Here is a 23,342-nt window from a genome sequence, read left to right as displayed (position 1 = left end):
TGACCTATGCGTCACGCACGTGGCTACCGCCGCCTGAACCGTACCCACGAACACCGCAAGGCGCTGTTCGCCAACATGTCGGGCTCGCTGATCGAGCACGAGCAGATCAAGACGACGCTGCCGAAGGCGAAGGAACTTCGTCCGATCGTTGAAAAGCTGATCACGCTGGCAAAGCGTGGCGACCTGCACGCCCGTCGTCAGGCGCAGGCCCAGCTGAAAGAAGACAAGCACGTCGCGCGTCTGTTCGAGATCCTCGGCCCGCGCTACAAGGACCGTCAGGGCGGTTACGTCCGGATCCTGAAGGCCGGCTTCCGCTATGGCGACATGGCCCCGATGGCAATCATCGAGTTCGTGGACCGCGATACTTCGGCCAAAGGTGCAGCCGACCGCGCCCGCCTTGAAGCAGAAGATGCAGAATAATCAAACTTGATCTTCACGATCATCAAGCCCGCCTTTTCGGCGGGCTTTTTTCTTGCATAAACGCAGCCGGTCGAGATGATATCGAGTGGGGCGGTTATGTATTTCACGGGGTTACTTGTATGCCATTGGAAGGGTCGGCGCCGCTGACGCGCGCTGTCGAGGAGGCCCTGCTTGGCCTGTCGGACATGGCCGTTCAAGGATATTGCGTTGGTCTCCATTTCCGGCGGTCAGTCCCGCTCGCACGGTTTTCAACTCTGAACAGCGTCTGGATGGAGCATTATACCAACAAGGGGTTCGTGCTGCGCGATCCGTGCCTTGGCTGGGCCTGCAGCAACAATGGCGTCGTGCGGTGGAGTGATCGGCGATTGATCGATCCCTATGGCGTTTTCCCCGAAGCCAAGCGTTTCGGCCTGAATTTCGGGGCCGTGGCCTGCGAGGGACCTGTCACTTCGATGAGCGTGGGCGTCATCGCCCGCAGTGACCGGGAATTCACCGATGCCGAACTTCAGCACCTGTTCCGCACGATCCGTACCCTGCACTGCCTGGTGTCCCCGCCTGACCGGCTTACGCTCTCGCAGATCGAGGCGCTTCGGGTGGTCTCGTCGGGCAATCGGTATGCGGGGGCGGCGGCGCAGCTTGGAATTTCGGAAAGTGCGCTGAAGGCACGGCTGTATTCGGCGCGGGAGCGGCTGCTGGCCCGTACCACGCCCGAGGCGATCCGGCGCGCCAAGGAAATCGGCCTGATCTGACGGCACCTTTCCCTGCGGGCCAACGCGGCTTATCTTCCTGTCATGGCTGACCTGTTCGATACACTACCCGAAACACCTGCGCCCAACGGCAACCGCCCCTTGGCGGACCGTTTGCGTCCGCGCGCACTTGGCGAAGTGATCGGGCAGGGGAAAATCCTGTCGCCCGATGGGCCGCTGGGGGCGATGCTGGCGGCGGGCAGCCTGTCCTCGATCATTCTGTGGGGGCCGCCCGGGGTGGGCAAGACGACCATTGCGCGGTTGCTTGCCGATGAAACGGATATGGCCTTCGTGCAGATCAGCGCGATCTTCACCGGCGTTCCGGAGCTGCGGAAGGTGTTCGAAGGCGCAAAGCTGCGCCGGCAGAACGGGCAGGGGACGCTTTTGTTCGTGGACGAGATCCACCGCTTCAACAAGGCGCAGCAAGACAGCTTTCTGCCGCATATGGAGGACGGGACGATCCTTCTTGTCGGCGCCACGACCGAGAACCCATCGTTCGAGCTGAACGCCGCCGTGTTGTCCCGCGCGCAGGTGATCGTGCTGGAAAGGCTGACGCTGGCCGATCTGGAACGGATGGCCCAGCGGGCCGAACAGGAGATGGGCCGCGCCCTGCCGCTGGACGGGTCCGCCCGCGAATCGTTGCTGGAAATGGCCGATGGCGATGGCCGCGCCCTTCTGAACCTCATCGAGCAGGTGAGCGCGTGGAAACTGGACCGGGTGCTGGACAAGCCGGCTCTGTCGGCCCGGCTGATGCGCCGCGCCGCCAAGTACGACAAGGGCGGGGAAGAACATTACAACCTCATCTCGGCCCTGCACAAATCCGTGCGCGGGTCCGATCCGGATGCGGCGCTTTACTGGTTCGCACGGATGCTGGAAGGGGGGGAGGATCCCCGCTACCTTGCCCGTCGCATCACGCGCATGGCGGTTGAGGATATCGCGCTGGCCGATCCGGATGCCCAGCGTGTCTGCCTTGATGCATGGAACACCTTCGAACGCCTTGGCAGCCCCGAAGGGGAACTGGCGCTGGCGGGGGCGCTGGTTCATCTTGCGCTCGCCCCGAAATCGAACGCCGTTTACACCGCGTTCAAGGCTGCCAGGGCCGCCGCAAAGCAGACGGGAAGCGAACCGCCGCCCCTTCATATCCGCAACGCCCCCACCAAGATGATGCGCGAAATGGGCTATGGCGCTGATTACGCTTATGACCATGATGCCGAGGATGCCTTTTCGGGGCAGAACTATTTCCCCGAAGGGATGAAGCGCCCTGTCTGGTACATGCCGCCCGAGCGCGGGTTCGAGCGGGAATTGAAGAAGCGGGTCGAGTATTTCGCCAAGCTGCGGGCGAAACGGAACGGCGAAGGTTGACAATCGGGCAGCAGGAACGGAGACAGCGCCGATGCTCCTGACACTTCCATATGTGGCGGCGGGCGGGGCGATAGGCGCCTCGCTTCGCTATCTGGTCAATGTTGCGGCGATGCGTCTTGCACCCGGTTTTCCGTGGGGCACGCTGGCCGTGAACGTGATTGGCTGTGCGGTCATGGGCATGCTGGCCACTGTGCTGGCGCTGAAGGGGGGGCAGCGGTTCGCGCCCTTCCTGCTGACGGGTGTGCTGGGCGGGTTCACCACCTTCTCGGCCTTCTCGCTGGATGCGTTGGCATTGTGGGAGCGGGGGCAGGCCGCGCAGGCCGCCCTTTATGTTCTTGGATCGGTGATCCTGTCGCTGCTGGCCGTTCTGGCCGGTGCCGTCATAGCTCGGGGGATACTTGCATGAGCGTGAAGATACTGACCGTTTCGGCCGATGAGGGTGAACAGCGGCTGGACAAGTGGTTCAAGCGGCGTTTCCCGCATGTCACGCAGGGCGCGGTCGAAAAGATGTGCCGCACGGGCCAGATCCGTGTGGATGGCGGGCGGGCGAAAGCTTCGGACCGGATCGAACCGGGGATGAGCATTCGCGTGCCGCCGCTGCCCGATCCCAATGATGACCGGCGCGATCTGCCGTCGCGGATCACCAGCGCGGACGCGAAGATGATCCAGGATGCGGTTATCTTCAAGGACGAGCATATGATCGTCCTGAACAAGCCGCCGGGGCTGCCCTCGCAGGGCGGATCGGGGCAGGGCAACCGCCATGTCGACGGTTTGGCCGAGGCGCTGAAGTTCGGCTACAAGGACAAGCCCAAGCTGGTGCACCGGCTGGACAAGGACACCTCGGGCGTTCTTATCCTTGCGCGCACGGATCGCGTGGCGCGGGCCTTGTCCGAAGCGCTGCGTCACCGCAACGCCCGCAAGATATATTGGGCGCTGGTGGCAGGCATGCCGAACCCGAAGAAGGGGTCGATCAAGTATGGCCTGATGAAGTCCGGCGGGCGGGATGAAAAGATGGTCTGCGTTCACCCGGCCAAGATGAACGACTTTCCGGAAGCAAAGCGCGCCCATACGGATTACTTCGTGCTGTGGTTCCTTGGCACCCGCCTGTCATGGATGGCGCTGGAACCCGTGACCGGCCGGACCCACCAGTTGCGCGCACATATGGCCGAGATCGGGCACCCGATCCTTGGGGATGGCAAGTATGGCGGAAGCAGCCAGGAAAATGCGGGTGACGGTTGGGGCGGCGGTGTCGGCGGCGAGATCAGCCGAAAGCTGAACCTTCACGCCCGCCAGCTGACGATCGAGCATCCGATCCTGAAAACCCCCATGACCTTCGTGGCCCCGCTGCCCGAGCATATGAAACGCGCGTTCAGCATGCTCGACATGAAGGAAAACGACGTTCCCGCCGATCCTTTCGGAGACTGACCATGAGCTGGGCCCCCAAACGCTTCTGGACCGCTGCCACCGTTCACGCAGAGGAGGGGGGCCACAGCGTCCGGCTGGACGGCCGTCCCGTACGGACGCCGGCCAAAGCGCCGCTGCTTCTGCCGACCGAAGGGCTGGCGCGCCTGATCGCCGAGGAATGGGACGCGCAGCAGGGGGAGGTTCGCCCCGATACGATGCCCGCCACCCGCACGGCCAATTCGGCCATCGACAAGGTTGCCACGCAATTCGACGGGGTGGTGTGCGAGCTTGCCCGATATGGCGGCAGCGACCTGCTTTGCTATCGCGCCGACGGGCCTGCCGAACTGGTGGACCGCCAGCGTGCGTGGGACCCGGTTCTGGCTTGGGCGGCTGAGCGGCTGGAGGCGCCGCTGACCGTCACCGAAGGCATCGTTCCCGTGGACCAGCCTGCGCCCTCCCTGATGCGCCTGCGCGGCCAGCTGCAGGCGATGTCGGCGTTCCAGCTGGCGGCGCTGTACGATCTGGTGGCGATCTCCGGCTCGCTTGTTCTTGGCCTTGCGGTGGCACATGGCCGCCTGACAGGGGCCGAAGCCTTCGCCTTGTCGCGCATCGACGAGGCGTTCCAGTCCGAAACCTGGGGTCTGGATGATGAAGCCGTGGCCGCCGAAGAGGTGAGGCTGGCCGCCTTTCTTGCTGCGGAGCGGTTTTTCCTATTGTGTCGGTGACAATTCAGCCGAATACATAAGCAGGGTCCGCTTCATACGCCGCATCAATGGGCATGGGTGGCCAGCCGGGCTTGACGCGTCGAAACTTCCCGTCCGAAGGTGGGGCAGACGCAGGGCTGGCGGCCATGGCGTCAGGGCGGAGAAACCGCGGCGTGGGCGCTTCATCAGGAAGAGGTACAAATGAACAGGACTGTTTTTCTCAGCACGCTGTCGATCGCGGCTCTTGCTGCCGTTGCGGCATCGGCAGCCACGCTGGACGACGTCAAGTCGCGCGGAGAGCTTGTTTGCGGCGTGAACCCCGGTCTGACGGGCTTTGCCGCGCCGGATGCGCAGGGCAACTGGTCGGGCTTCGACATCTCGTTGTGCCGCGCGGTCGCTGCGGCGGTGCTGGGCGATGGTAACAAGGTGCGCTTCGTGCCGACCACGGCCGAAACCCGCTTCACGGCGCTCGCCTCGGGCGAGGTGGACATCCTGGCGCGCAACTCCACCTGGACCTTTTCGCGCGATACCGACCTTGGCCTCGATTTCGCGGGCGTGAACTATTACGACGGTCAGGGCTTCATGGTGAAGCAGGATCTCGGTGTCACCTCGGCCAAGGAACTCGATGGCGCGACCATCTGCATCCAGACCGGCACAACGACCGAGATGAACCTCGCCGATTACTTCGCCTCCAATAACATGAGCTACACGCCCGTCGCGATCCAGTCGAACGCCGAAGGGGAACAGCAGTATCTGGCGGGTGCCTGCGACGCCTATACCACCGACGTGTCGGGCCTTGCAGCCACGCGCGCGGCCTTCGCCTCGCCCAACGATCACATCATCCTGCCCGAGATCATTTCCAAGGAACCGTTGGGGCCGGCAACGCGCCAGGGCGACAGCCAGTGGACTGACATCGTGCGTTGGACGCTGAACGCGCTGGTCGCGGCCGAGGAATACGGCGTCACCTCTGCCAATATCGAGGAACTGGCTGCCAGCTCCGAAAACCCCGAGGTTCGCCGCCTGCTGGGCACCGAGGGCGGCCTGGGCGAGATGATTGGCCTTGACGCGGAGTGGGCCAAGCGCGCGATTTCCACCACCGGCAACTATGGCGAGATCTTCTCGGCCACGGTTGGCGAATCCACCCCGATCGGACTGGCGCGCGGATTGAACGCGCAATGGACGCAAGGCGGGCTGCTTTACGCACCTCCCTTCCGCTGATCCTTCCGGAGGGCGGTGAACGCCCTCCATTCAGAACATCAAGAACAGGCCAGCGGTGGCGCAACGACGCCGTCCGATCCCGCATGGCCATTTGACAGGGGGTGCTTCATGGCCAATGCCGTGAACAGGCCGAAGGATACCTTCCGGCTGGGCATGCTGCTTTACGATACCCGCTACCGATCACTGACGATCCAGATCGTCGTTTTCGCGCTGGTTGTCGCAGGGGCCGCATGGTTGATCGACAATACGGTGCAGAACCTTGCCGCGCTTGGAAAGGACTTTGACTTCGGATTCCTGTCGATGCGCGCGGGATACGACATCGCTCAGCGGCTGATCCCGTATTCGCAGAACGACACGCATCTGCGGGCCTTGCTCGTTGGCCTGATGAACACGCTGCTAATCGCGGTGATGGGCTGCATCCTTGCCACGGTGGTGGGCGTCATCGTCGGCATCCTGCGCCTTTCGTCGAACTGGCTGGTGGCGCGGTTGATGACCATCTATGTCGAGATGTTCCGCAACGTGCCGATCCTGCTGTGGATCCTGCTGTTCTTCACGGCTTTCACGGAAGCCTCGCCTGCGCCTGCCGTCTTCCGGGGGGACGAGGGGCAGGGCCTTCTGCTTGGGCTTGTCGCCATCACCAACCGCTACACCGCCATTCCGGATATCGGGGTGACGCGCGGGCTGGGCTCGGTGGATCTGGGCCTGTTCAGCCTGAACCTTACCTTTGCGGCCATCGTGGGCGTGATCGTCATCAGCCTGTGGTTGCGCGGCAGGATGATCCGCCACGCCGCCGCCGTGCAAGAGGCGACGGGCCGCCGCCCCACGACATGGTGGAAATCGCTGTTGATCGTCATCCTGCCGGTCACGCTGCTGGGCTGGTGGATGGGCGTGCATCTGCTGGTGCCGACCATCAGCGGCTTCAACTTCACCGGCGGCGTCAATGTGCCGAACGCCTTCATGGCGCTGTGGCTGGCGCTGTCCTTTTATACCGGCGCCTTCATCGCGGAAATCGTGCGGGCGGGCATCCTTGCCGTATCGCGCGGACAGACCGAGGCGGCCTTCGCCCTTGGCCTGCGCCCCCGCCGCACCATGAGCCTCGTCGTCCTGCCGCAGGCGCTGCGGGTGATCGTGCCCCCGCTGATCTCGCAGTTCCTGAACCTGACCAAGAACTCTTCGCTGGCCATCGCGGTGGGATATCTGGACCTGCGCGGCACGCTTGGCGGCATCACGCTGAACCAGACGGGAAGGGAGCTGGAATGCGTTCTGCTGATGATGCTGATCTATCTTATGGTCAGCCTTGTCATCTCGGGCGCGATGAACGTCTACAACTCCCGCGTCAAGCTGAAGGAGCGTTGAGATGAGCGATACTCACGCCCAGACCGTTCGTTTCGTGCGCGACTCGATGCTTCCGCAGGCCGCGCCCCCCGCAGGGCAGGCCGGTGCCGTCCGCTGGTTGCGCGAGAACCTGTTCTCCGGCTGGCTGAACACGATCCTGACCGTGCTTGGCCTGATCGCGGTGTTCTTCCTGCTGCGCGGGTTGGTTCCATGGTTCGCCCACAGCGTCTGGAACGCGAACACCCTGACCGAATGCCGCGAGATCATTGCCCAGATATGGGGGCCGGATGCGCGCGGCGCCTGTTTTGCGGTGGTCCGCGACCGCTGGCAGCAATGGCTGTTCGGCTTTTATCCCGCGCATCTGTACTGGCGGCCCGTGCTGGCGCTGGTCCTGCTGTTCGTTGCCCTTGCACCGGTGCTGGTTCCGGGTATGTCGCGCCGGCTGATGGCGGTTTCGGCGATCTATCCGTTCCTTGGCTTCTGGCTGCTTTGGGGTGGATCCATGTGGCTGCCGGTGGTGGCGCTGCTGGGCTTCGTGATCGGGTGGGTGGTGTGGCGGGCGCTGCGCGGGGTTTCGCCGCTGCTGGCCATCATCGCGGCCGTGATCGTGCCTGTGCTGTGGTGGCTGCTGGCCGCCGCGCCGGTGGACCGGGCGCTCAGCTCTGCCATTCCGCTGGGGATCGACGCCGTCCGTTCGGACCGTTTCGGGGGCTTCGTGCTGTCGCTTACGATTGGCGTGGCCGCCATCTCGCTGTCGCTGCCGCTGGGCATCGCGCTGGCGCTGGGCCGGCGGTCCGACATGTTCCTAATCAAGACGATGTCCGTCTGCTTCATCGAGTTCATCCGGGGGGTGCCGCTGATCACACTGCTGTTTACGGCGTCGCTTCTGCTGAACTATTTCCTGCCGCCTGGAACCAGCTTCGACATCATCCTGCGGGTGATCATCATGGTGACGCTGTTTGCCGCCGCCTATATCGCCGAGGTTATCCGTGGCGGTCTCGCAGCCCTGCCGCGCGGGCAATACGAGGCGGCAGACGCGCTGGGCCTGAACTATTTCCAGGCGCAGCGGCTTATCGTGCTGCCGCAGGCGCTGAAAATCTCCATCCCCGGGATCGTGTCCACCTTCATCGGCCTGTTCAAGGACACGACGCTGGTCATCTTCGTGGGGCTTCTGGATCCGTTGAAGGGCATCACCGACGCCGTTCGCGCGTCCATGGAATGGAAAGGCATCTACTGGGAGCCTTACATCTTCGTGGGCACCATTTTCTTCATCTTCTGTTTCGGCATGTCGCGCTATTCCATGTATCTGGAGCGCCGCCTGAAACGCGATAACCGTTAAGGAGCATGCCATGCAAACTGCCGAACGCGCCGTCGACACCCGACATATGCAGATCAGCGAAGAGATTGCCATCCAGATCCGCGGCATGAACAAGTGGTTCGGCCAGTTCCATGTGCTGCGCGATATCGACCTGACCGTCCATCGGGGGGAGCGGATCGTGATCTGCGGCCCTTCGGGATCCGGCAAATCGACCCTGATCCGCTGCATCAACCGGCTGGAGGAGCATCAGTCGGGCCAGATCATCGTGGACGGTACCGAGCTGACATCTGACCTGAAGAACATCGACAAGGTCCGCTCCGAAGTCGGGATGGTGTTCCAGCACTTCAACCTGTTCCCGCATCTGACCATCCTTGAAAACTGCACCCTTGCCCCGATCTGGGTGCGCAAGGTTCCCAAGGCCGAGGCAGAGGAAACGGCCATGCACTTCCTGCGCAAGGTCAAGATCCCCGACCAGGCGCACAAGTATCCGGGGCAGCTTTCGGGCGGGCAGCAGCAGCGTGTGGCCATTGCCCGCTCACTTTGCATGAAGCCGCGCATCATGCTGTTCGACGAGCCGACATCGGCGCTGGATCCCGAGATGATCAAGGAAGTTCTGGACACCATGATCTCGCTGGCCGAGGACGGGATGACCATGATCTGCGTGACGCATGAGATGGGCTTCGCGCAAGCTGTCGCGAACCGGGTCGTTTTCATGGACCAGGGGCAGGTGGTGGAGCAGAACACCCCGCGCGAGTTCTTCAACAACCCGCAGTCGGAGCGTTCGAGGATGTTCCTCAGCCAGATCCTCGGGCACTGAGGATCGTCAAAGATCCCGCGGAACGGTGAAGGCGATGGGGCGGGCGGTGGCATAGGTCGCCTCTCGCCAGTCGTCGATGCTGAATTCGGCGATCAGTGTGGCAGCCGTCGGATAGCGGTCGAACTGCGGATGCGCGGGGCGGTATTTCACGATCAGGCCGGCGAATTCGCACATTCCCGGATTGTGACCGACCAGGGCAACCGTCTGGCCCGTGGCGCGGCGCAACTCGCGCAGGATCACATCCGGCCCCGCATGATACAATGCGGGCAGATAAGCCGGTTCCGGCGTGTCCAGAAGGGGCGCGATCAGGCCCCATGTCTCACGCGTGCGCTGGGCATCGGAACACAGGATCTGGTCCGGCACCGCGCCTTGATCGGCCAGCCAGCGGCCGATCTTGGGTGCAGCCTCCTGCCCGCGAAGGGCAAGGGGGCGTTGATGGTCCGTCAGAAGCGGATCTTCCCACGCCGATTTGGCGTGGCGGATCAGGACAAGCCGGCGCATCAGCGGATCCGCGGCTTCACCCGAGGCTCGGTCGAGCGGATCATGGAGCCCGCGCCGTGATCGGTGAACAGTTCCAGCAAGGATGCGTTGGAAACACGGCCATCAAGGATCACGACGGCGCGCACGCCTTCCTCCACCGCCTGAAGCGCGGTTTCCGTTTTCGGGATCATGCCGCCCGCGATGGTGCCGTCGGCGATCATGGCACGCACTTCATCAGGGGTCAGCTGGGTCACAACCTCGCCCGCCTTGTTCTTGACGCCGGATACATCCGTCAGAAGCAGCAGGCGATCGGCTTTCAGCGCGCCCGCAATCGCGCCCGCCGCCGTGTCGCCGTTCACGTTGAAGGTTTCGTTATCCTCCATCCCCGTGGCGACGGGGGCGACAACCGGGATGATGCCCGCCTTGTAAAGATCGCGCAGAACCTGAACGTTCATTTCGACCGGGCGGCCCACGAAGCCGAGCTCGGGATCATCGGCCACGGCAACCATCAGGTCGTCATCCTTGCCCGAGATGCCGACGGCGCGCCCCCCCTGATCGTTGATCGCCTGCACGATGCGCTTGTTCACAAGGCCAGACAGCACCATCTCCACCACCTCGACGGTGGCCTTGTCGGTCACGCGCTTGCCGCGCACGAACTCGCTCTTGATGCCAAGGCGGGTCAGCATGTCGTTGATCATCGGCCCGCCGCCATGCACGACAACGGGGTTCAGACCCACCTGCCGCATCAGCACGATGTCCCGCGCGAATTCGGCCATCGCATCCTGATCGCCCATGGCATTGCCGCCGAACTTCACCACGACAACCGCACCTGCATATCGCTGCAGATAGGGCAGTGCCTCGGACAGGGTCTTGGCGGTAGCGATCGAGTCACGCATCATGGCAAGCTGCTTCTTCATCGGGGGCCCTCGGGGTTCGGCACAGGACTAGCGGCTTTGTGAAGTCCTGCCAAGCCTCACGGTACCTTGGGCGGAATGATGATGTCGTCGGTCAGGGGCACGGTTTGCCGTTCGATCATCCTGTGCACATGCGGCCGGCCAGGCCCGCGATGCAGCTCCAGCAGCCGGTCGAAGGATTCCACATCAGCCTGCGTCCGGCGGATGTTGTGCCGGATATATTCGACCCATGTCGGTACGTGATAGGTTTCCACCCAGATGTCGGGATTTTCCAGATCGCGCAGCAGCGACCATTGCCGCGCACCGTCACGGATGCGCACGCGCCGGCGGTCCGCCATGGCATCAAGAAACGCCTGCGTGTTTTCGGGCGGGATGTCCCAGTCGACCATGACCATGATCGGCCCGGATTGCGGCTGCAGGTCCAGCCGAAGCGCCGGTTCGCTGAAGCGGTTGGCGGGATCAAGGTTCGTTTCGCTGAAATCGGGCATCGGCCAGACGCGCCCCATCAGCGCACCGAAGAAAAGCACCACCGCCGCCGCAATCAGCGTGGCCGGAAGCGAGATTTCTTCCGAAAGCACGCCCCACAGCCAGCTGCCAAGCGCCATGCCGCCGAATGTAGCCGTTTGATAGATCGACAGCGCCCGCCCCACGACCCAGCGGGGTGTCGCCAGCTGGACCGAAACGTTGAACAATGACAGCGCGGTTACCCATGCCGCGCCCGCCAGCAGCAGGCCGACAACCGTCACCGCCTCCACCGTCGAAAGGGCGATGATCAGGATGCCGGCCCCGTTCAGCACGAAGGCGCCGGTGATGATCGTCTCGATCCGCAGGCGGGCGCGCAGCCGCGGCGCGGCCAGCGCACCGCCGATTGCCCCAAGGCCGAAAGCACCCAGCAGGCTGCCATAGGTCCGCGCCTCGGCCAGAAGGATATCGCGGGTGATGACCGGAAGCAGCGCCAGAACGGCCACCGCGCCCATGCCGAAAACCAGCCCGCGCATCATCACGCGCGACAGGTTGGGCGAAAGCTGGACATATCGCAGCCCCACGCCGATGGCGTGGCCCAGGCGTTCCGGCGGAAGGATGCGCGGTTCCTGCGGGCTTTTCCAGCGGGCCAGCGCGAAAATCACCGCGGTATAGCTGACGGCGTTCAGCGTGAAGGCAAAGGCCGGTCCGGCGCTTGCCACGATGATGCCGCCCACCGCCGGCCCGACCGAACGCATGAGGTTGAAGCTCATGGAGTTGAGCGTGATGGCCGAGGGCAGGTCGGCGCGGGGAACAAGATCCCGCATGGATGCCTGCCACGAGGGCAGGTGCATCGCGTTGCCGCAGCCCAGAAGGAAGGTGAAGGTGAGCAGCAGCCAGGGGGTCAGCAGCCCCATGAACGCGATGATCGCAAGGATGGCCGACACCACCAGCAGGAAGCTTTGCGCGGCAAGCATGACGCGGCGGCGGGGAAAGTTGTCTGCCAGCGCGCCCGCCGCGATGGCAAGGATCATCACCGGCAGCGTGGTCGATGCCTGCACCAGCGCCACCATGTCATGCGAGGGCGTCAGCAGTGCCATCTGCCAGCCTGCGCCGACGTTCTGGATCAGCGTGCCAAGGTTGGCGACAAGCGTGGCCGTCCAGATCATGCGGAATGCGGGATGCTTGAGCGGCGAAAGAACCGACGAGGCCGCCATGTCCGCCTTGGGTGCCTGACCTCCGCCGCCCGGCGGTGCGGCAGAGGGGCCTGTCATTACTCCGACATCGCCGCGTTCGGCACCGGTACGTTGGTCGGGTCGGGATTGTTCGAAACTGTCGGGCGCTGGCTTGTCGCTGTCTTGGCTTGGCATCGTCTTCCTCCTGCCAACACAGCTAGGCCATCATTGAAGCGTTGCGACAATAGAACGCAGCGTTTCAATGCCATCACCTTTTTCGGAACTGGTCACCACGATCTCCGGGAAGGCGGCGGGGTGCTTTTGCAGCGCGCCCATCACCTGCTCGATCGTTTTCTCGCGCTCGGTCCGGCTGACCTTGTCGGCCTTGGTCAGCACAGTCTGAAAGGTCACGGCGGAACGGTCCAGCAGGCTCATGATCTCGTCATCGACCTTCTTGATGCCGTGACGCGTGTCGATCAGCACGAAGGCGCGGCGCAGGGTGCTGCGGCCAGCCAGATAGTTTTTCAGCAGCGCCTGCCATTTCGCGACAATGGCCACCGGCGCCTCGGCATAGCCATAGCCGGGAAGGTCGACGAGATACTTTTCCTCGCCAAGCGCAAAATAGTTGATCTCCTGCGTCCGGCCCGGCGTGTTCGAGGCGCGGGCAAGCGACTTTCGGCCCGTCAGCGCGTTGATCAGGCTGGATTTGCCGACATTCGATCGTCCGGCAAAGCAGACCTCCAGGCGGTCGGCAGGGGGCAGGCCCGGCATCGCCACCACACCTTTCACGAAATCGACCGGCCCCGCGAACAGCAGGCGGCCCTTTTCGCGGGCAAGGTCTTCGGGTTCCGGGGCAAGGGTAAAGTTCAGCATGGGCGTACCTCGTCTCCGCGAGTGATTTCGCCGCCGCGGATCACGGTGGCATATACGCCGAAATCGCGGTGGCCGTAATGGCTTTGCAATGCGGCAAGAGTGTCGGCATCGATGATGCCGGTTTCAGGGTTGGTCATGGTGGCCTTGCAGCGGGTGATCCGGTCCTCGATCCGCAGGACGGCGTCGCCGATGGCGATTTCGCGGTCGATCATATCAAACTCGGCCCAGGGCGCCGCCCCCTCGATCCAGAGGTTGCCGCGCCAGCGGTGGATCGACAGGTCCGTCCCCATCCGCCCCGACAGATCCGCCAGCGAGGAAAGCGACAGGATCGATACCGACGGGAAGGGCGTGTCGGTCATGCCGCGGCCCGCACTGACGATCCGGGCAGAGGCCGCGCGTTCGGCGGGCATCAGCGGGCGCACCCAGTCCAGAAAGACGGGCAGGTCCGCGGGATCGTCGGGCCGGAAGCACAGGTCGGGGCGATCGGGATGCGACAGCGTCACGGCCTCCCCCTCCAGCCGGGCGGTGATCGCCATCAGGGCAGGGGCCTTGGCCCCGCGTGAGAAGTTGGCGCATTGGCTCCAGCCTTCGGCCAGTCTCGCGGCTTCATGTGCGACGGCCCAGTGCCGGTCGAAGGGCAGGCAGGCGCCCGCGGAAAGCAGAACGGACGCGAGTTCTTCGCGTCCGTGTGCCTTGATCGGGTGCCGCCAGATGGACGACAGGATCATTTCTTGCCCTTCTTCTCAGGCTCCGCCTTGGTCTTGCGCTTGAAGCCTTCGCGGATATTGCCGAACAGGTCCGGCCGTTTTCCGTGGCTGCTCATGATGATATATTGCTGCGCGAAGGTGATCAGGTTGTTCGTGATCCAGTAAAGAACCAGACCGCTGGCAAAATGGCCCAGCATGAACATGAACACCCACGGCATCCAAGCGAAGATCATCTGCTGCGTCGGATCCGGGGGCGCCGGGTTCAGCTTTTGTTGCAGCCACATCGACACGCCCAGAAGGATCGGCAGCACGCCGATGAACACCATCGCAAGCGTCGTCCCCGCCTCGGGCGCGGCCCAGGGCAGCAGGCCGAACAGGTTGAACAGCGACGACGGATCGGGCGCAGACAGATCCTGCAGCCAGCCGAAGAACGGCGCGTGGCGCAGCTCGATCGTGACGAGGATCACCTTGTAGAGCGAGAAGAAGATCGGGATCTGGATCAGGATGGGAAGGCAGCCCGCCGCCGGGTTGACCTTCTTGTCCTTGTAAAGCTGCATCATTTCCTTTTGCAGCTTCTGGCGATCATCGCCCGCACGTTCCTTCAGGGCCTCCATCTCGGGCTGGAGTTCCTTCATCCGCGCCATGGAGACATAGGACTTGTAGGCCAGCGGCAGAACCAGCGCCTTCAGCAGGAAGGTCAGCGCGATGATGGAAACGCCCATGTTGCCGATATGCGCGTTCAGCCAGTGCAGCACGGCAAAGATCGGTTTGGTCAGGAAGAAGAACCAGCCCCAGTCGATGGAATCGATGAAGCCGGCAATGCCTTCTTCGTTCTGGTAATGACGGATGGTTGCCCATTCCTTTGCACCGGCAAAGACGCGCTGCGATGTTTCGATCGTGGCGCCCGGCGCAACGGCCATGACGGGCATCCGCGTTTCCGTCGTATAGACGTTCTGCTGCGCCAGATACTTCGCGACCGAGGTGAAGGGTTGGCCCTGCTGCGGGATCAGCGTCGTCATCCAGTAGTGGTCTGTGAAGCCGATCCAGCCATCGGTGGTCGCCTCGCGCAGTTCGGCCTGTGCGTTCTCACGCGCGATTCGGGGCAGATCCTCGATGGCGCTGTACTTGGTTTCGGTCAGTTCGCCATCGGTGCGGCCCACGACGCCTTCGTGCAGCACGAAGAAACCCTGAAGATCGGGCGGGGTGCCGTGACGGGCGATCATGCCATAAGGGGCCAGCCGCTGTTCCGCCTCGCCCGTGTTCTGCACACGGTCGGTGACGGTGAACATGTACTGGTCATCCACCGCGATGGTGCGCGTGAAGATCAGGCCTGCCGGGCTTTCCCATTGCAGCGACACGGGCGTGTCGGGCGTCAGCGTGCCCTGGCCCTGGATGGACCAGACCGTGTCGGGGCCCGGAACGTCGGGAAAATCGAGCCCGCCTGCCGGAACCCAGCCCTGCAGCGCGTAATAGGCGTGATCTTCGCCAACCGGCGTCAGAAGGCGCACGTTGTCGGAATTGTCGTCCAGCGTGACGTGATAGTCCTTCAGCAGCAGATCATCGATCCGCCCGCCTTGGGTTGAGATCGAGCCCGCAAGTTCCGGCGTGTCGATCGTGATGCGCGGTGCTTCGGCCGAAACCGGTGCCACGGCGGCATCGGGCTGGCCCGCCTGCTGCTGCGTGACCGGCACATCCTCGGTCGTGCTGACGATATCGGGATCGTTCGGGTTGTTCGCCTGCTGCTCCGGCGGGAAAAGCCAGAACCATCCCAGCATCACCAGAAGGCTGAGGACGATCGCAAGGATGAGGTTCTTCGTATTTTCCATGAGGCCGGCGGCGCCCTTCTTGCAGTCCGTAGGTCAGCGGTGGTTCAACAGAAGGGTAGGCTAAACGTCAAGCCTTTTCCCCTGCGGCGATCATTCGGCCGCGCGCAGATGCGGCGGCGCGTCGGGGTCGGCGGCTTCGGCCATCAGCCCCGCGAAATCGAAAAGGTTCGGGTCCAGCAGGTGCGAAGGGCGGGCATTCATCAGCGCGCGGAACATCACCTGCCGGCGTCCGGGGGTGCGTGCCTCCCACCCGTCCAGAAGCTGCTTTACCTGTTGGCGTTGCAGGCCTTCCTGCGATCCGCAAAGATCACAGGGGATGATCGGATATTTCATCGCGCTGGCGAACGCCTCGCAATCGGCCTCGGCAACAAAGGCGAGGGGGCGGTGCACGAACAGGTCCCCATCCTCGTTCAACAGGCGCGGCGGCATCGTCGCCAGCCGCCCGCCGTGGAACAGGTTCATGAAGAACGTCTCGAGAATGTCATCACGGTGATGGCCCAGAACCACCGCCGAGCAGCCTTCCTCGCGCGCGATGCGGTACAGGTTGCCGCGGCGCAGGCGCGAGCAGAGGGCGCACATCGTCCGTCCCTGCGGGATCTTGTCCACCACGATGGAATAGGTGTCCTGATATTCGATCCGGTGGGGCACGCCCATCTTCGACAGGAATTCCGGCAGCACCGTGGCGGGGAAGTTGGGCTGCCCCTGGTCCAGGTTGCAGGCCAGGATATCCACCGGCAGAACGCCGCGCCATTGCAGTTCGGTCAGAATGGCCAGCAGGGTATAACTGTCCTTGCCGCCCGAAAGGCAGACAAGCCAGCGGTCGCCCTTCTTCACCATGCCGTAGGTGTCGATCGCCTCGCGCACCTCGCGCACGAGGCGCTTGCGCAGCTTGCGGAACTCGGTCGTCTTGGGGGCGCCGTGGAACAGCGGGTGGATGTCGTCGACGTCGTCCATCATCTTTTCCTTTCCGGCACCGGATCATACCCCGATCCGCCCCACGGATGGCACCGCACAAGCCGCCGCACCGTCAGCCATGTGCCGGTGACAGCCCCGCGCTTTGCCAGCGCCTCCAGTGCATAGACCGAGCATGTGGGCTGGAAGCGGCAGCCATGACCGACCCAAGGCGACAGGAACAGCCGGTAGGCCCGGATCGGCAGGGCAACCAGATGCGCCAGCGGGCTCATTTATGGATCTGGCGCAGGGCCAGCCGCAGATCGTTCAGAAGGGCCGCGAAATCACGGTTGGCCGTGGTGTTCGGGCGGCCCACCAGAACGTAATCCCAGCCGGGCTGTCCCGCCTCGGCCAGAACCATGCGGGCAATCTCGCGCAGGCGGCGCTTGGCACGGTTACGCGCCACGGCATTGCCCAGCTTCTTGGAACAGGTGAATCCGACACGCAGCGGCGCATCATCGCCGCGTGCGCGTGCCTGCAGCAGGAAACCCTGCGCGCCCTGCCGCCTTGCCTGCGCCGCGCGCAGGAAATCGGCACGTTTTGTCAGAACCTGCATTGCCACCTCCGGACATGACAAGACCGCCGGGCCTTGCGATCCGGCGGTATCATCGCGTCGCTGTCCCGAAGGATCAGGCCGACAGCTTCTTGCGGCCCTTGGCGCGGCGGGCGTTCAGAACCAGGCGGCCACCCTTGGTCGCCATACGGGCACGGAAGCCGTGGCGGCGGGCGCGAACCAGGTTCGACGGTTGAAACGTGCGCTTCATTGCGTAACTCCATCAGACGGTCATGCCCGAAAGCCACGTGGGATTCGGACGCCTCATATTCGAAGGCCGTCTCATAAGCGTGGAAGCGCCACGAGTCAACCTCTGCATGCCTGCTGATGCCGGTCCCCCTTTGAGACGGCGGCAGGACGGGTTATGTATGTTCTGCGCCGGTTTGGGGCGCGGCGGGAAGGTGCACCTTGAAGATCGGACGCTTGGGCTTTTTCAATTCCCTTTCGGGCCGCTTCCTCATGCTGACGGTCATCTTCGTCATTCTGGCGGAGTTGATGATTCTCGTCCCCTCCATCGCGCGGTTCAGGGAAGGCTATCTGCAGGCGCGGCTGGAAAAGGCGCAGATCGCCAGCCTTGCCCTGCTGGCCACCGACGACCCCATCTCTCCCCAGCTGGAGCGGGAGTTGCTGGACAATGCGGGCGTTTACAATGTGGTGCTGCGGCGCGATGCGGTGCGCCAGCTGGTTCTGTCCTCGCCCATTCCCGAACCGATCATGGCCACGTACGATCTGCGGATGATCAGTCACGCCGCGCTGATCCGTGACGCCGTGCACGAATTCTTCGATCCCAACGCTCGCGTGGTGCGCATCATCGGCAGCCCGGTAGAGCAGGGGGGCGACCTGATCGAGGTGGCCATGTCCACCCGCCCGTTGCGCGCGGCGATGCTGGATTACAGCATCCGCATCCTCGTGATCTCGGCCGCGATTTCCATCCTGACGGCGGCGATCCTGTTCGTGGCGGTGCAGAAGCTGATGGTGGTGCCGATTCGCCGCGTTGTGGCGCATATGGCCGTTTATGCCGAAGCGCCCGAAGATGCCCGCCGCATGATCGATCCCAGTGCCCGCATTCTGGAGATTCGCGAGGCCGAGGAGGCGCTGAAATCCATGCAGCGCCAGTTGACCGACAACCTTCGCCAGAAGGAACGTCTGGCACAGCTTGGGGGCGCGGTGGCCAAGATCAGCCATGACCTGCGCAACATCCTCACGTCTGCCCAGCTTTTCGCCGACAGGATCGGGGCAAGCGTCGATCCGGCGGTGGCACGGGCCGCGCCGAAGCTGCTGAACTCCATCAGTCGCGCAGTATCCTTGTGCGAAACCACGCTGGCCTTCGGCAAGGCCGAGGAGCCGCCACCCTCGCTGACGCGATTCTCGCTGAGGATGCTGGTGGAGGAGGTGACGGATGCCGAACTGCCCGAGGATGGTCCCGTCACGCCCGTGCTGGACGTGCCAGCCAGCCTGATGATCCGCGCCGACCGTGAGCAGCTGTATCGCGTCCTGTCCAACCTGATGCGCAACGCCCGTCAGGCGATCGAGGCCACGGGCGAACCCGGCAATATCGAGATCGCTGGCGGCGAGGCGGATGTGGAATGGTGGATCCGCATTGGCGACACGGGCCCCGGCCTGCCGCCCAAGGCGCGCGAGCATCTGTTCACGGCGTTCCAGGGCGGCGCGCGCAAGGGCGGATCCGGCCTTGGCCTTGCCATCGCCTCTGAATTGGTGCGCGGCCACGGCGGGCGGCTGGAAATGTTGAATTCGGCCGAGACGGGGACCGAGTTCCTGATCCGTCTGCCAAAAGGCGAAACGCTTACCGAAGCATAATTTTTAACTTTCTGTCGTTTTTCACTTGCGCCCCCCCCCGCACATCGGTACATCGCCTCTCAACGGACCCGTAGCTCAGCTGGATAGAGCATCAGACTACGAATCTGAGGGTCGGGCGTTCGAATCGCTCCGGGTCCGCCATTTCCTCAGTTGTAAACACCGCAGCAAAGCTGCCTTCTGCGTCACGGAACTACCTCGTGCGTGTTTCCACATTCCCGTCCGCTACTTCCTGTTCCGCCAGTGGCGAAGCCATCCGTGCTTTTCACTTTGGATGACCTTGTGTCATCCGAAGGGCAAAGCAAGGTGGGCGCAGCCCAACATAGACCTCGATGGTGTTGCTTTCCACCTCTGCATCAAAGGAAGATAGTCGGTCCTCCAACCACGTTTTCGCGACGATGCTGCCGCGACTCTGCAGCAGCGTCTCCAGAATGATCCATTCGCGCTGGCTGAGGTCGACTGCCCCCTCCGGCCGCTCGACCCGCCGCTGTGCCAAATCGACCGCGAAACCGCCCACCTGCAGATGCGGGTTCGGGTTGTCCGCATATCGCCGGGCGACGGCGCTGATGCGGGCCGACAACTCCGACAGGTCGAACGGTTTCACAAGGTAGTCGTCGGCCCCCGCGTTCAGCCCGCCAATGCGGTCGGTGATGCGGTCCATTGCGGTCAGGATGATGACCGGCACCGTGGCCCCCTTGCGCCGCAGGTCGCGCAGCAGCGTCAGTCCGGCGCCGTCGGGTAGCATCATGTCCAGAAGCAGCAGGTCATAGGCGACCGTCGCCGGATGGTCCCGCGCCCCGGCCAGATCACGCGCCGAGTTGGGCACATGTCCGTCCGAGGCGATCTGGTCCCGCACGGCGGAGCCGAGGCTCTCATCGTCTTCGATCAGCAATAACCGCAACGCGCCTCCGCTCCGCATCATAACAGGCGGCGGCGACGATGCGTCAGCGCGTTCAGCTTGGCGTCAGCTTCGCGCGGCATGCAGGACGGCCCACCAGACGGACATTGCCGATGAAGACCTTCCTGCGCCGCGCCGCCCTTGCCAGCCTCCTCTGCCTCGCTTTGCCGGGCGGGTATCTGCTCCACCTCCAGACCAGCGGCAATTTCCACCCGATTGTGGGGGGCGAGGCTTACCGTTCCGCCCAGCCCGACGGGAAGGACCTGCGCGTGTGGGTGAAGCAGCAAGGCATCCGCAGCGTGATCAACCTTCGCGGCAATCATGAAGGGAAACCCTGATGACGCGGAAATCGCCGCCTCCGACGCACTTGGCCTGAAGCATGACGACTTTGGATTGTCAGCCAGTAAAGGGCTGGATCAGGCCAAGGCGGAGCAGCTGATCGCGCTGCTGCGCGACGCGCCGAAACCGGTGTTGATCCACTGCAAGTCCGGCTCGGACCGCCCGGGGCAGACCCACGGGACTACTGCCGCGCTACGGGCCAACCTATGACTGCTCATGAAACAAAGCCGATACTGGTCCACCCGAATACGGTTCCTCTCTCGCTGGCTGCACTCTCAAAGTTGCCCATCTGCAACTGCTGAGCGCCCAAATTCAACTAGTTAACCAAATTGATTTTCTTATGTTCACGTTTGCGTTTTGAGCTCCTCCCTGGGTGCTCTTGCCCAAGTTTCTCTAGGGACAAATCGATGGTCCAAGCAACACAGCTTCCGGTGGATACGTCTGCAGATGCCACCCAACTCGCCCAAACCATGTTTGGTAAGGGAATAACCGTTGTATCGGCAACCTATGAAGGTGATGCCGCTTCCAAGGGTATCTATACCCAAGGGCAGACGGTATCGCCGGGCAGCACGCCGTCCGACAGCGGTATCATTCTGTCGACGGGGCACGCGAGCAAATTCACGAACGCCGGTGGCGATAATGCGAACCAACAGGCGGGTACATCCACCAACACCGCCGGCGTTGATGGCAATCCAGCTCTGGATCAGATCGCGGGCTTGGACACGTTCGACGGTGCCATTCTGAACGCGACCTTCATCCCTGATGGCTCGACGATGACCATGCAGTTGGTCTTCTCGTCGGAAGAGTATCCGGAATATGTCAACGGCGGCTTCAACGACGCTGTCGGCATTTTCGTCAACGGCCAGAAAGTCCAACTCTCGATCGGAAGCGGCGATATCTCGATCGATAACATCACAGATGGCGGAACCAACGGCGTTCCCAGTAATGAGAACCTTTATCTCGACAACTCCCAGAGCCAGTACAACACTGAGATGGATGGGTTGACGATCACCCTCACGCTCAAGGCTCCTGTCAATCCGGGTGTCGAGAATACCATCAGCATCGGCATCGCGGATGCTGGCGATGCAAGCTACGACTCGAACCTTCTGATCGCGGCAAATAGCGTCCAGACCGAAGTTATTGCTTACGCCGATGCGATCAGTGTCGGACGTAGCAACACCAAGAATCTCGACGTTCTGCAGAACGACACCGTCGGCGAGGGCGGAACGCTGACCATCACCGAGATCAATGGTCAGCCGGTCAATCCCGGTGACAGCGTGACGTTGGTGTCTGGAACAATCGTGACACTCAACGCTGACGGCTCGCTGGGTTTCCAACCCGGTGGAACTCTTGGCGAAGAAACGTTCAGCTACGAGATCAGCGATCAGAGCGGAACGACCGATGTGGCGTTTGCAACCATCAATGTGACATGCTTCACACGCGGCACCCTGATCGAGACAGATCGCGGAGCGGTGCCCATCGAAACTCTCCGGGTGGGCGATACCGTTCGAACACTAGACAAGGGGTGTCAGGCAATTCGTTGGATCGGCAGCAACAGGTTGGAAAATGATGACCTGCGCCAGAACCCGAAGTTGTTGCCCATCCGGATCGTCGCCGGCGCTCTTGGCAAGGCAACACCGAAAACCGATCTGGTTGTTTCGCCCCAGCACAGGATCCTCGTGCGCTCCGCCATCGCACACCGGATGTTTGGCGCCGCCGAAGTTCTGGTCGCCGCCAAGCAGTTGCTGATGGTCGACGGAGTTGATGTCGTGCACGATTGCACGGGCGTGGAGTACTTCCACTTCCTCTTGGATGGGCATGCGATCGTCTACTCCAACGGCGCGGAAACGGAAACTCTGTTCACCGGTCCGGAGGCGCTGAAGGCTGTCAGTGCGGACGCCCGTCTGGAAATCCTCACGCTCTTCCCCGAGCTTGAGGTGGAGGGCTTCATCGCCGAAGCGGCGCGCCCGATCGCCTCAGGCCGGATGGGTCGTAAGCTGGCCAGCCGTCATATCGAGAACGGCAGGATGCTGGTTGCCTAACCGCATGACGCAGGCCTAATCCTCGCCCCGGTTTGTTCCGGGGCGAGTGTTCCAGTCTCATGCTAGTGGTGGGGCAGCACATGCAACCAGAAGGTTCTACGACCGTCTGCAAAGGGCTCATCGCGGAAAAAATGCGTGCCGCGTGAGGCAAGAGTACGTCGTTCCCTGCCCTGCTTTCTAAAGCGTTCGCGCCACTACCGCGATCGGCTGGACCTGTCACGTATTTGTGCCGCTCCGAGTGCTCGTTTAGGCAACTCGGCGCTCGTAGGCCAAAGTGCTTTTCCCTCCCAAGGCTGAATGACGACGACGCGGGTTATAGAAGCCGTTGGTGTATTGGAAGATAGCGGTTTCGGTCTGGCGACGGATCTCCCAGGTGCTGCGCCAGATCATCTCGGCCTTGATGGTCTTGAAGAAGGTTTCGACAGCAGTGTTGTCATAGCAGTTGGCTTTGCCGCTCATCGACGGCAGTAGGCTATGTTCGTGCAGCACCTTCGGGTAGTCATGCGAACAGTATTGGCTGCCGCGATCGCTGCGGAAGGAACCGCAGCACAATGGCCATTTTTAGCGCCAGGATCGCGAGAACCCGTTTCATTCGGTCGCTGACAGGCCAGCCAATCACCCGCCGGAAATGCAAGTCCAGGATCACCGCCAGATACAGCCAGCCCTCCCGGGTCCAGATGTAGCTGATGTCGCCTGCCCATTTCTGGTTGGGTAGATCCGCCCTGAAGTCCCGATCCAGCAGGCTTGGCGCAATGTTGAACGTATGGTCGCTGTCCGTAGTCACCTTGTATCTGCGCGTTCGTTCAACAATGATCCCGTTCTCCCGCGCCAGCTCCCGATCCTCGGCTGAGACCACATCCGTGTCACGGTGCGCGGCCCCCCATTTGTTCAGGGTCGATAAGCCGCCCCCCAATCATCAGCAACCTGACGCCGCGAAAGCCCGCTGGTCGGTCCGGTCCGCACCGGATCCTTGCGAAACTCAT

At 63.0% G+C, this 23,342-nt stretch carries 25 protein-coding genes, 1 tRNA gene and 1 pseudogene; 15 read left to right on the top strand and 12 right to left on the bottom strand.

Features of this window, described 5'->3' with window-relative positions:
- Window positions 1–6: 6 nt before the first annotated feature.
- The 10 genes from rplQ to JX25_RS08930 all read left to right on the top strand — a co-directional run bounded on the left by rplQ (window position 7) and on the right by JX25_RS08930 (window position 9,324).
- A complete protein-coding gene (gene rplQ / locus JX25_RS08975) occupies window positions 7–420 on the top strand; it encodes a 50S ribosomal protein L17 (protein WP_128254669.1) in 414 nt (137 codons plus the stop codon).
- A gap of 119 nt (window positions 421–539) precedes the next feature.
- Window positions 540–1,169 carry a helix-turn-helix transcriptional regulator gene (locus JX25_RS08970; protein WP_128254668.1) on the top strand — a complete coding sequence of 210 codons (630 nt, stop codon included), beginning with the start codon at window positions 540–542 and terminating at the stop codon, window positions 1,167–1,169.
- A 42-nt stretch (window positions 1,170–1,211) separates the two neighbouring features.
- Window positions 1,212–2,528 carry a replication-associated recombination protein A gene (locus JX25_RS08965; protein WP_128254667.1) on the top strand — a complete coding sequence of 439 codons (1,317 nt, stop codon included), beginning with the start codon at window positions 1,212–1,214 and terminating at the stop codon, window positions 2,526–2,528.
- 31 nt (window positions 2,529–2,559) lie between these two features.
- Window positions 2,560–2,934, top strand: a complete 375-nt coding sequence (crcB, locus tag JX25_RS08960; RefSeq protein ID WP_128254666.1) for a fluoride efflux transporter CrcB — start codon at window positions 2,560–2,562, stop codon at window positions 2,932–2,934.
- Window positions 2,931–3,953 (top strand): RluA family pseudouridine synthase, encoded by a 1,023-nt coding sequence (locus JX25_RS08955; protein ID WP_128254665.1) that lies wholly within the window; start codon window positions 2,931–2,933, stop codon window positions 3,951–3,953. The genes crcB and JX25_RS08955 overlap by 4 nt, the downstream gene beginning before the upstream one ends.
- 2 nt (window positions 3,954–3,955) lie before the next feature.
- Entirely contained in the window at window positions 3,956–4,657 is a 702-nt protein-coding gene (locus tag JX25_RS08950) for an ATP12 family chaperone protein (RefSeq protein WP_128254664.1), read from the top strand.
- 180 nt (window positions 4,658–4,837) lie between these two features.
- Window positions 4,838–5,854, top strand: a complete 1,017-nt coding sequence (locus tag JX25_RS08945; protein WP_128254663.1) for an amino acid ABC transporter substrate-binding protein — start codon at window positions 4,838–4,840, stop codon at window positions 5,852–5,854.
- Between the two features lie 108 nt (window positions 5,855–5,962).
- Entirely contained in the window at window positions 5,963–7,210 is a 1,248-nt protein-coding gene (locus JX25_RS08940) for an amino acid ABC transporter permease (protein ID WP_128254662.1), read from the top strand.
- A gap of 1 nt (window position 7,211) precedes the next feature.
- The gene (locus JX25_RS08935) at window positions 7,212–8,528 is read left to right on the top strand and encodes an amino acid ABC transporter permease (protein ID WP_128254661.1); all 1,317 of its coding nucleotides are present in this window, start codon (window positions 7,212–7,214) and stop codon (window positions 8,526–8,528) included.
- A gap of 10 nt (window positions 8,529–8,538) precedes the next feature.
- Window positions 8,539–9,324: an ATP-binding cassette domain-containing protein gene (locus tag JX25_RS08930; RefSeq protein ID WP_128254660.1), complete on the top strand. Its 786-nt coding sequence runs from the start codon at window positions 8,539–8,541 to the stop codon at window positions 9,322–9,324.
- 6 nt (window positions 9,325–9,330) lie between these two features.
- On the opposite strand, the gene JX25_RS08925 is transcribed toward JX25_RS08930, so the two are convergent.
- The 10 genes from JX25_RS08925 to rpmH all read right to left on the bottom strand — a co-directional run bounded on the left by JX25_RS08925 (window position 9,331) and on the right by rpmH (window position 17,476).
- Window positions 9,331–9,828: a SixA phosphatase family protein gene (locus JX25_RS08925; RefSeq protein WP_128254659.1), complete on the bottom strand. Its 498-nt coding sequence runs from the start codon at window positions 9,826–9,828 to the stop codon at window positions 9,331–9,333.
- Window positions 9,825–10,703 (bottom strand): acetylglutamate kinase, encoded by an 879-nt coding sequence (gene argB, locus JX25_RS08920; protein WP_128255231.1) that lies wholly within the window; start codon window positions 10,701–10,703, stop codon window positions 9,825–9,827. The genes JX25_RS08925 and argB overlap by 4 nt, the downstream gene beginning before the upstream one ends.
- A gap of 74 nt (window positions 10,704–10,777) precedes the next feature.
- Window positions 10,778–12,397 (bottom strand): MFS transporter, encoded by a 1,620-nt coding sequence (locus tag JX25_RS08915; RefSeq protein ID WP_128255230.1) that lies wholly within the window; start codon window positions 12,395–12,397, stop codon window positions 10,778–10,780.
- Between the two features lie 183 nt (window positions 12,398–12,580).
- Window positions 12,581–13,228 (bottom strand): ribosome biogenesis GTP-binding protein YihA/YsxC, encoded by a 648-nt coding sequence (gene yihA / locus JX25_RS08910; protein ID WP_128254658.1) that lies wholly within the window; start codon window positions 13,226–13,228, stop codon window positions 12,581–12,583.
- The gene (locus tag JX25_RS08905; RefSeq protein WP_128254657.1) at window positions 13,222–13,956 is read right to left on the bottom strand and encodes an MOSC domain-containing protein; all 735 of its coding nucleotides are present in this window, start codon (window positions 13,954–13,956) and stop codon (window positions 13,222–13,224) included. The genes yihA and JX25_RS08905 overlap by 7 nt, the downstream gene beginning before the upstream one ends.
- Window positions 13,953–15,761 (bottom strand): membrane protein insertase YidC, encoded by a 1,809-nt coding sequence (gene yidC, locus JX25_RS08900; protein WP_128254656.1) that lies wholly within the window; start codon window positions 15,759–15,761, stop codon window positions 13,953–13,955. Before yidC ends, JX25_RS08905 begins: the two co-directional genes overlap by 4 nt.
- 90 nt (window positions 15,762–15,851) lie before the next feature.
- Window positions 15,852–16,718 (bottom strand): tRNA 2-thiocytidine(32) synthetase TtcA, encoded by an 867-nt coding sequence (gene ttcA / locus JX25_RS08895; RefSeq protein WP_128254655.1) that lies wholly within the window; start codon window positions 16,716–16,718, stop codon window positions 15,852–15,854.
- On the bottom strand, window positions 16,715–16,945 hold the full coding sequence (gene yidD, locus JX25_RS08890) for a membrane protein insertion efficiency factor YidD (protein WP_128254654.1): 231 nt from the start codon (window positions 16,943–16,945) through the stop codon (window positions 16,715–16,717). The genes ttcA and yidD overlap by 4 nt, the downstream gene beginning before the upstream one ends.
- Complete coding sequence (gene rnpA, locus JX25_RS08885) at window positions 16,942–17,268, bottom strand: ribonuclease P protein component (RefSeq protein ID WP_128254653.1); 327 nt, start codon at window positions 17,266–17,268, stop codon at window positions 16,942–16,944. The genes yidD and rnpA overlap by 4 nt, the downstream gene beginning before the upstream one ends.
- Window positions 17,269–17,341: 73 nt before the next feature.
- Window positions 17,342–17,476, bottom strand: a complete 135-nt coding sequence (rpmH, locus tag JX25_RS08880) for a 50S ribosomal protein L34 (protein WP_002721419.1) — start codon at window positions 17,474–17,476, stop codon at window positions 17,342–17,344.
- A 248-nt stretch (window positions 17,477–17,724) separates the two neighbouring features.
- Here rpmH and JX25_RS08875 point away from each other — a divergent pair, with 248 nt between their 5' ends.
- Both JX25_RS08875 and JX25_RS08870 read left to right on the top strand, forming a co-directional pair.
- Window positions 17,725–19,083, top strand: a complete 1,359-nt coding sequence (locus JX25_RS08875) for a sensor histidine kinase (RefSeq protein WP_128255229.1) — start codon at window positions 17,725–17,727, stop codon at window positions 19,081–19,083.
- A 64-nt stretch (window positions 19,084–19,147) separates the two neighbouring features.
- Window positions 19,148–19,224: transfer RNA gene (locus JX25_RS08870), tRNA-Arg, on the top strand.
- A 121-nt stretch (window positions 19,225–19,345) separates the two neighbouring features.
- Here JX25_RS08870 and JX25_RS08865 read toward each other — a convergent pair.
- Window positions 19,346–19,981 (bottom strand): response regulator, encoded by a 636-nt coding sequence (locus JX25_RS08865; RefSeq protein WP_128254652.1) that lies wholly within the window; start codon window positions 19,979–19,981, stop codon window positions 19,346–19,348.
- Between the two features lie 110 nt (window positions 19,982–20,091).
- On the opposite strand from JX25_RS08865, the gene JX25_RS08860 reads away from it, so the two are divergent.
- The 3 genes from JX25_RS08860 to JX25_RS14835 all read left to right on the top strand — a co-directional run bounded on the left by JX25_RS08860 (window position 20,092) and on the right by JX25_RS14835 (window position 22,359).
- Window positions 20,092–20,316, top strand: a complete 225-nt coding sequence (locus tag JX25_RS08860) for a protein-tyrosine phosphatase family protein (RefSeq protein WP_128254651.1) — start codon at window positions 20,092–20,094, stop codon at window positions 20,314–20,316.
- Window positions 20,300–20,527, top strand: a complete 228-nt coding sequence (locus tag JX25_RS08855; protein WP_128254650.1) for a protein-tyrosine phosphatase family protein — start codon at window positions 20,300–20,302, stop codon at window positions 20,525–20,527. Before JX25_RS08860 ends, JX25_RS08855 begins: the two co-directional genes overlap by 17 nt.
- A 197-nt stretch (window positions 20,528–20,724) precedes the next feature.
- Window positions 20,725–22,359: a Hint domain-containing protein gene (locus JX25_RS14835; RefSeq protein WP_164876097.1), complete on the top strand. Its 1,635-nt coding sequence runs from the start codon at window positions 20,725–20,727 to the stop codon at window positions 22,357–22,359.
- Window positions 22,360–22,605: 246 nt separating this feature from the next.
- Here JX25_RS14835 and JX25_RS08845 read toward each other — a convergent pair.
- Window positions 22,606–23,191, bottom strand: a pseudogene (locus tag JX25_RS08845) (IS3 family transposase); the annotation flags it as partial.
- Window positions 23,192–23,342: the final 151 nt, after the last annotated feature.

It is taken from the genome of Falsirhodobacter deserti, assembly GCF_004015795.1.
Classification (GTDB): Bacteria; Pseudomonadota; Alphaproteobacteria; order Rhodobacterales; family Rhodobacteraceae; genus Falsirhodobacter; species Falsirhodobacter deserti.
This window is presented reverse-complemented; position numbering and strand designations above follow the sequence as displayed.

Coding starts and splice junctions, on each gene's coding strand:
- rplQ (WP_128254669.1), top strand. CDS start 7: ATGCGTCACGCACGTGGCTACCGCCGCCTGAACCGTACCCACGAACAC.
- JX25_RS08970 (WP_128254668.1), top strand. CDS start 540: ATGCCATTGGAAGGGTCGGCGCCGCTGACGCGCGCTGTCGAGGAGGCC.
- JX25_RS08965 (WP_128254667.1), top strand. CDS start 1,212: ATGGCTGACCTGTTCGATACACTACCCGAAACACCTGCGCCCAACGGC.
- crcB (WP_128254666.1), top strand. CDS start 2,560: ATGCTCCTGACACTTCCATATGTGGCGGCGGGCGGGGCGATAGGCGCC.
- JX25_RS08955 (WP_128254665.1), top strand. CDS start 2,931: ATGAGCGTGAAGATACTGACCGTTTCGGCCGATGAGGGTGAACAGCGG.
- JX25_RS08950 (WP_128254664.1), top strand. CDS start 3,956: ATGAGCTGGGCCCCCAAACGCTTCTGGACCGCTGCCACCGTTCACGCA.
- JX25_RS08945 (WP_128254663.1), top strand. CDS start 4,838: ATGAACAGGACTGTTTTTCTCAGCACGCTGTCGATCGCGGCTCTTGCT.
- JX25_RS08940 (WP_128254662.1), top strand. CDS start 5,963: ATGGCCAATGCCGTGAACAGGCCGAAGGATACCTTCCGGCTGGGCATG.
- JX25_RS08935 (WP_128254661.1), top strand. CDS start 7,212: ATGAGCGATACTCACGCCCAGACCGTTCGTTTCGTGCGCGACTCGATG.
- JX25_RS08930 (WP_128254660.1), top strand. CDS start 8,539: ATGCAAACTGCCGAACGCGCCGTCGACACCCGACATATGCAGATCAGC.
- argB (WP_128255231.1), bottom strand. CDS start 10,703: ATGATGCGTGACTCGATCGCTACCGCCAAGACCCTGTCCGAGGCACTG.
- JX25_RS08915 (WP_128255230.1), bottom strand. CDS start 12,397: ATGGCGGCCTCGTCGGTTCTTTCGCCGCTCAAGCATCCCGCATTCCGC.
- yihA (WP_128254658.1), bottom strand. CDS start 13,228: ATGCTGAACTTTACCCTTGCCCCGGAACCCGAAGACCTTGCCCGCGAA.
- JX25_RS08905 (WP_128254657.1), bottom strand. CDS start 13,956: ATGATCCTGTCGTCCATCTGGCGGCACCCGATCAAGGCACACGGACGC.
- yidC (WP_128254656.1), bottom strand. CDS start 15,761: ATGGAAAATACGAAGAACCTCATCCTTGCGATCGTCCTCAGCCTTCTG.
- ttcA (WP_128254655.1), bottom strand. CDS start 16,718: ATGATGGACGACGTCGACGACATCCACCCGCTGTTCCACGGCGCCCCC.
- yidD (WP_128254654.1), bottom strand. CDS start 16,945: ATGAGCCCGCTGGCGCATCTGGTTGCCCTGCCGATCCGGGCCTACCGG.
- rnpA (WP_128254653.1), bottom strand. CDS start 17,268: ATGCAGGTTCTGACAAAACGTGCCGATTTCCTGCGCGCGGCGCAGGCA.
- rpmH (WP_002721419.1), bottom strand. CDS start 17,476: ATGAAGCGCACGTTTCAACCGTCGAACCTGGTTCGCGCCCGCCGCCAC.
- JX25_RS08875 (WP_128255229.1), top strand. CDS start 17,725: ATGCTGACGGTCATCTTCGTCATTCTGGCGGAGTTGATGATTCTCGTC.
- JX25_RS08860 (WP_128254651.1), top strand. CDS start 20,092: ATGAAGACCTTCCTGCGCCGCGCCGCCCTTGCCAGCCTCCTCTGCCTC.
- JX25_RS08855 (WP_128254650.1), top strand. CDS start 20,300: ATGAAGGGAAACCCTGATGACGCGGAAATCGCCGCCTCCGACGCACTT.
- JX25_RS14835 (WP_164876097.1), top strand. CDS start 20,725: ATGGTCCAAGCAACACAGCTTCCGGTGGATACGTCTGCAGATGCCACC.